We start from the raw sequence: 4393 nt of genomic DNA, 5'->3' as shown, positions 1-4393 counted from the left end.
GCATTGTAATTTTGATATTTGCATTTTGATATTTACATTAAAGTTCTTCTTGCTATCGCTCTCCCCAAAAGAGGAACCTATTTATGAAAAAGCAATTAGCCTCGCTTCTGGCAAGCAGGAAAGCGAATCTAAAGGTTCGCACTACATTTATCGAATGTCAGAGGTTAATTCGTGTCCATTTGTGGCTAATTTCTCTAATTCTCTGTGAACTCTGTGCCTCTGTGGCTGAACGGTTACAAATAATTACATCAATTTAACATCGCACAAATCTTTTACCAATTAATTGTTTAATTAGACCTTTAATTTCAAGTTGAATTAAAAGAGCGGCTACCTGGGATGCAGTCATTTGAGAGGAAGAGGAAATAGTATCAATATATTGAGGTTCTGCGGGAGAAAGTAACTGATATATTTTTTCTTCATCTTTTGAGAGTTTTATTTCATTGTTTTTTTTAACTTCCGGGATTTTTTTTAATGCGTCTGTAAATAATTCAAGTTCTTCAATTATATCCTGTGCTGATTCCGTTAATTTAGCCCCTTGTTTGATTAATTGATGAGTTCCTTTGCTTAATCTACTTTCTATATGTCCGGGGACAGCAAATACCTCGCGATTTTGCTCTAAGGCGCAATCTGCGGTAATCAATGCCCCACTTCGTAGAGGTGCTTCAACAATAACCGTGCCCAGTGATAAACCACTGATTATCCGATTGCGTTGTGGGAAATTAAACTTTTCTGGTGGTGTGCCAAATGGAAATTCACTTACAACCGCCCCCTGATTTATAATCTCATAAAACAGACTTTTATTTTCAAGCGGATAGATTATATCTATGCCGCAACCTAAAACCGCAATTGTCCTTCCTTTAGTCTCAATTGCACCACGATGAGAGGCAACATCAATTCCTCGTGCCAATCCGCTGACTATCGTAAATCCAGATTGAACTAATTCTTGAGCAAGTCGGTAAGCGATTGTTTTTCCATAAGTAGTTGCGGCTCGCGAACCAACCATCGCAATCGCCAACCTATCTTGTGTCCTGATTTCACCCTTAACATAAAGAACTGGTGGTGGGTCATAGATAGATTTTAAGTTTTTAGGATATTCCTCACTATTTAAGGTTAAAATATTTACCCCTTCTTTTTCAATCTTTTCAAGTTCGCGGTTTATTTCCACTTTATCTTTTTGTTCAACGATGGAAGTAGCTATCTGATTTCCAATTCCTTTTACCTGGCTTAAACTTGAGACATTAGCCGACAGGATTTCTTGAGGGCTTCCAAAATGTTTCAGCAAGGTAGCAAATCTCATCGGTCCTATGCCTTTAATCATATTTAATCTAATCCATGATTTTATATCTGTGTTATTCATAATTTCCCTGAAAATCGCGGTTCGGGGATTCTTTGTACGTGTTTAGCGTGTTCCAAATTGCGTTGATTTGAGAAGTAACTCTTTGTTAAACAATAGGATACCGGTGCGAAATATTCCACAAGGAGTTTAATGCAAATATCAAAATGTAAAAATCAAAATTACAAAGCAAAATGCAAAAATACTTGTAAGACAATAAATTAAACACGAAGTCAAGATTTTTGATATTTGATATGTCATTTTGCATTTTAATATTTAATTTTTGATTTTGTATTACACAACTTGTTGTGTTTGAAGTGGTTTTGCACTAAATCAGTACCATTCATTTGTGTTCTCTGACCACGCTAAACAGCTACGATTCTTTTATTCCCGAATCCCGACCTCCCAATCCCGAATTCCTTTGTTTTCATCATCATTGTGAGTCGCAGGCTTATGTCCATTTCACTTCAGATGACTAAATAGTGACTATGTTTCTTTACCTGGTATTTTTTTCCGAACCCATCTATCACCCATTTTAACCCAATTGTCTAATTCCAATCGCACACCTCGGACACCCGCTATCCTTTTCAGGTGTGATTCAAGTCTTTTTAATTTACTTGCTTCTACCTCTGCCCGCTTAGCAAAATATTCCGGGTCATCTGGATTAACAAAGATGTCTAATTGGAATTCCATCACCCCACGGATATGAACGAATCCATTAATCGTAGAAAAATCAATCTTCCTCGTATCAATCCACGATTTAACTAATTCTGCCTCTACTTTAACATTAATCCCCCAATCATCAATCATTTTTTCCTCTCCCTTTTTTGCCAATTGTTTGACAAAACGTACAACAAAGCACTATATTTATTATATCGGCATATTAGTAAATATACTTTACATCTCATCCCCGATAAACTTCTGTAACTCCTTGAATTTGTTTTAGTTGTTTAATAATATTCTGGAGATGAGATTTTTCATTAATAAGGATATTAAAACCATATTTAGTTGTGCCGTTACTCTCTACTTCGGTCCAGGTAGTATTAATTGAACCTTGTGTCGTGTTGATTGCACTCATCATATCATTAAGTAAATTTTTTCTTGGGAATGCTCTGGCATAAATTCCTATTTCATACAAACCCTGCTTTTCAATTTCCCATGCGACATCAATCTTATATGTTGAATCAATAGATTTTGATTGAATATTTGGGCATATCGCTCGATGAATCGATACGCCGTGCCCTTTGGTAATGTAACCAACAATTTTATCCCCTGGAATTGGATTACAGCATTTTGAAAAATTAACCTCTAATCCATTTACTCCACTAATTTTTATTTTTGGAGTTGAGGATTTATGAGTTTTCAGATGAGTTGTAGGATGTCCCTCTACTTTGGTTTCTTTATGAGAAGGTTTTTCTTCCTCATTATTTTTCAGAAACTGTCTTATTCGACTTTTAGCTTTAGAGGTTCGGACTATCTGTAACCAATCTTGATGAGGTTTAACTTTGGTCGAAGTGATTATCTCGATTATATCTCCACTTTTAAGTTTATAATCAAGAGGAACAATCTTATCTCCTGCCTTGGCTCCAAGACAATGGTCTCCAATGTCTGTATGAACAGCATAAGCAAAATCAATTGGTGTCGAGCCCAGAGGTAGTTTTTTTACATGACCTTTGGGTGTAAAGATAAAAACCTCATCGCTAAATAGGTCTAATTTAAAGTGTTCCATAAAGTCTTTTGGGTCAGATAAATCCTGGTATGCCTCGATAAACCTTCTTGCCCATTTTAATCTCTCATTTAATTTTGTATCAAACTTTCCTTGTCCCCCATCCTCTTTATAATGCCAGTGAGCGGCAATTCCCTCTTTAGCAATAATATCCATCTCTTTAGTTCTAATCTGAACTTCTAATGGTTTTCCATCCGTCCCTATAACCGTGGTATGTAGTGAACGATAGCCATTTGATTTAGGGTCAGCAATATAATCTTTAATCCTTCCAGGAATAGGTTTCCAGAGTGAATGAATTATCCCCAGTGCTCCATAACAATCATTTTCATCCTTAGTAATAATCCGAATACCTAATGTATCATATATTCCATCCAGTGGTTTATTTTGAGATTTCATTTTAAGATAAATTGAGTAGAAATGTTTTGCTCGACTTTGAATATCAACTGATATTCCTACCTCTTTAAATTTTGAGGTTAATTCTTTTTCAATCTTTTCAAGATAGATTTCTCTATTTTCTCTTTTTTCGGTCATCTTTTTTGCTATTTCTCGATAAGCCTCTGGATTTAGACATTCAAAGGATAAATCTTCCAATTCCCATCTTAATCTACCAATACCCAATCTATTAGCCAATGGTGCATAAATTTCCTGAGTTTCTTGAGCTACAAGAAGTTTTTTATCCTCTTGAGGTAAAAACTTTATTGTCCGCATATTATGAAGTCTATCCGCTAATTTAATCAATAGAACCCGAACATCTTTTGCGGTTGCCAAAAGCATTTTTCGTAGGTTTTCAGCCTGTTGAACAACTTTGTGGGGATGAGTAAGTTTTTTGATTTTCGATACACCATCAATTAATAAAAAAATATCTTCCCCAAATTCTTCTTTAATTCTATTAACCGGGAAAGTAGTATCTTCCAACAAATCATGTAAAAGAGCGGCGATAATCGTCTCTGTGTCTAATTTAAGTCCTGCCAGGATATAAGCTACCCATAAAGGATGCGTAATGAATGGTTCACCTGAAAGCCTTACCTGCCCTTCGTGAGCCATATTTGCTATTTCATAAGCCCGTTCAAGCAATTTAGTATCTGCCTTTGGGTTATAACTTAATATTAATTTCATTAATTTCTCGAAGGTCATTTCTTCATACATGGTAATTGGTAATTGGTAATTGGTTAAATAGTATTTAATTCCCAATACCTTTATTTGAATCAAAAAAATTGTAACCGTTCAGGCTATATATCAAAAGTGTAAGAAAGGGGATAAGGAGATAAGAGTGATATGGAGATAAGATAATAGAAATAGATTGAAATTTATAGAAATAGGTAGAAATTGATTGT

4 protein-coding genes are annotated in these 4393 nt (G+C 35.2%); 1 reads left to right on the top strand and 3 read right to left on the bottom strand.

The window, feature by feature from the left end:
* Window positions 1–83: 83 nt before the first annotated feature.
* Window positions 84–257, top strand: a complete 174-nt coding sequence (locus AB1422_17215) for a hypothetical protein (GenBank protein ID MEW6621043.1) — start codon at window positions 84–86, stop codon at window positions 255–257.
* On the opposite strand, the gene dprA is transcribed toward AB1422_17215, so the two are convergent.
* The 3 genes from dprA to AB1422_17200 all read right to left on the bottom strand — a co-directional run bounded on the left by dprA (window position 254) and on the right by AB1422_17200 (window position 4175).
* A complete protein-coding gene (gene dprA / locus AB1422_17210; protein ID MEW6621042.1) occupies window positions 254–1357 on the bottom strand; it encodes a DNA-processing protein DprA in 1104 nt (367 codons plus the stop codon). The two genes, AB1422_17215 and dprA, sit on opposite strands and share 4 nt — an antisense overlap.
* Window positions 1358–1819: 462 nt before the next feature.
* Window positions 1820–2143, bottom strand: coding sequence for a hypothetical protein (locus tag AB1422_17205; GenBank protein ID MEW6621041.1), 324 nt, complete (start codon window positions 2141–2143; stop codon window positions 1820–1822).
* A 94-nt stretch (window positions 2144–2237) separates the two neighbouring features.
* The gene (locus tag AB1422_17200) at window positions 2238–4175 is read right to left on the bottom strand and encodes a bifunctional (p)ppGpp synthetase/guanosine-3',5'-bis(diphosphate) 3'-pyrophosphohydrolase (protein MEW6621040.1); all 1938 of its coding nucleotides are present in this window, start codon (window positions 4173–4175) and stop codon (window positions 2238–2240) included.
* Between the last annotated feature and the right edge of the window lie 218 nt (window positions 4176–4393).

The organism is bacterium, assembly GCA_040757115.1.
In the GTDB taxonomy this organism is placed as follows: domain Bacteria; phylum UBA9089; class CG2-30-40-21; order CG2-30-40-21; family SBAY01; genus JBFLXS01.
This window is presented reverse-complemented; position numbering and strand designations above follow the sequence as displayed.

Excerpts from the sequence above, each read along its gene's own strand:
- AB1422_17215 (MEW6621043.1), top strand. The coding sequence starts at position 84 with ATGAAAAAGCAATTAGCCTCGCTTCTGGCAAGCAGGAAAGCGAATCTA.
- dprA (MEW6621042.1), bottom strand. The coding sequence starts at position 1,357 with ATGAATAACACAGATATAAAATCATGGATTAGATTAAATATGATTAAA.
- AB1422_17205 (MEW6621041.1), bottom strand. The coding sequence starts at position 2,143 with ATGATTGATGATTGGGGGATTAATGTTAAAGTAGAGGCAGAATTAGTT.
- AB1422_17200 (MEW6621040.1), bottom strand. The coding sequence starts at position 4,175 with ATGAAATTAATATTAAGTTATAACCCAAAGGCAGATACTAAATTGCTT.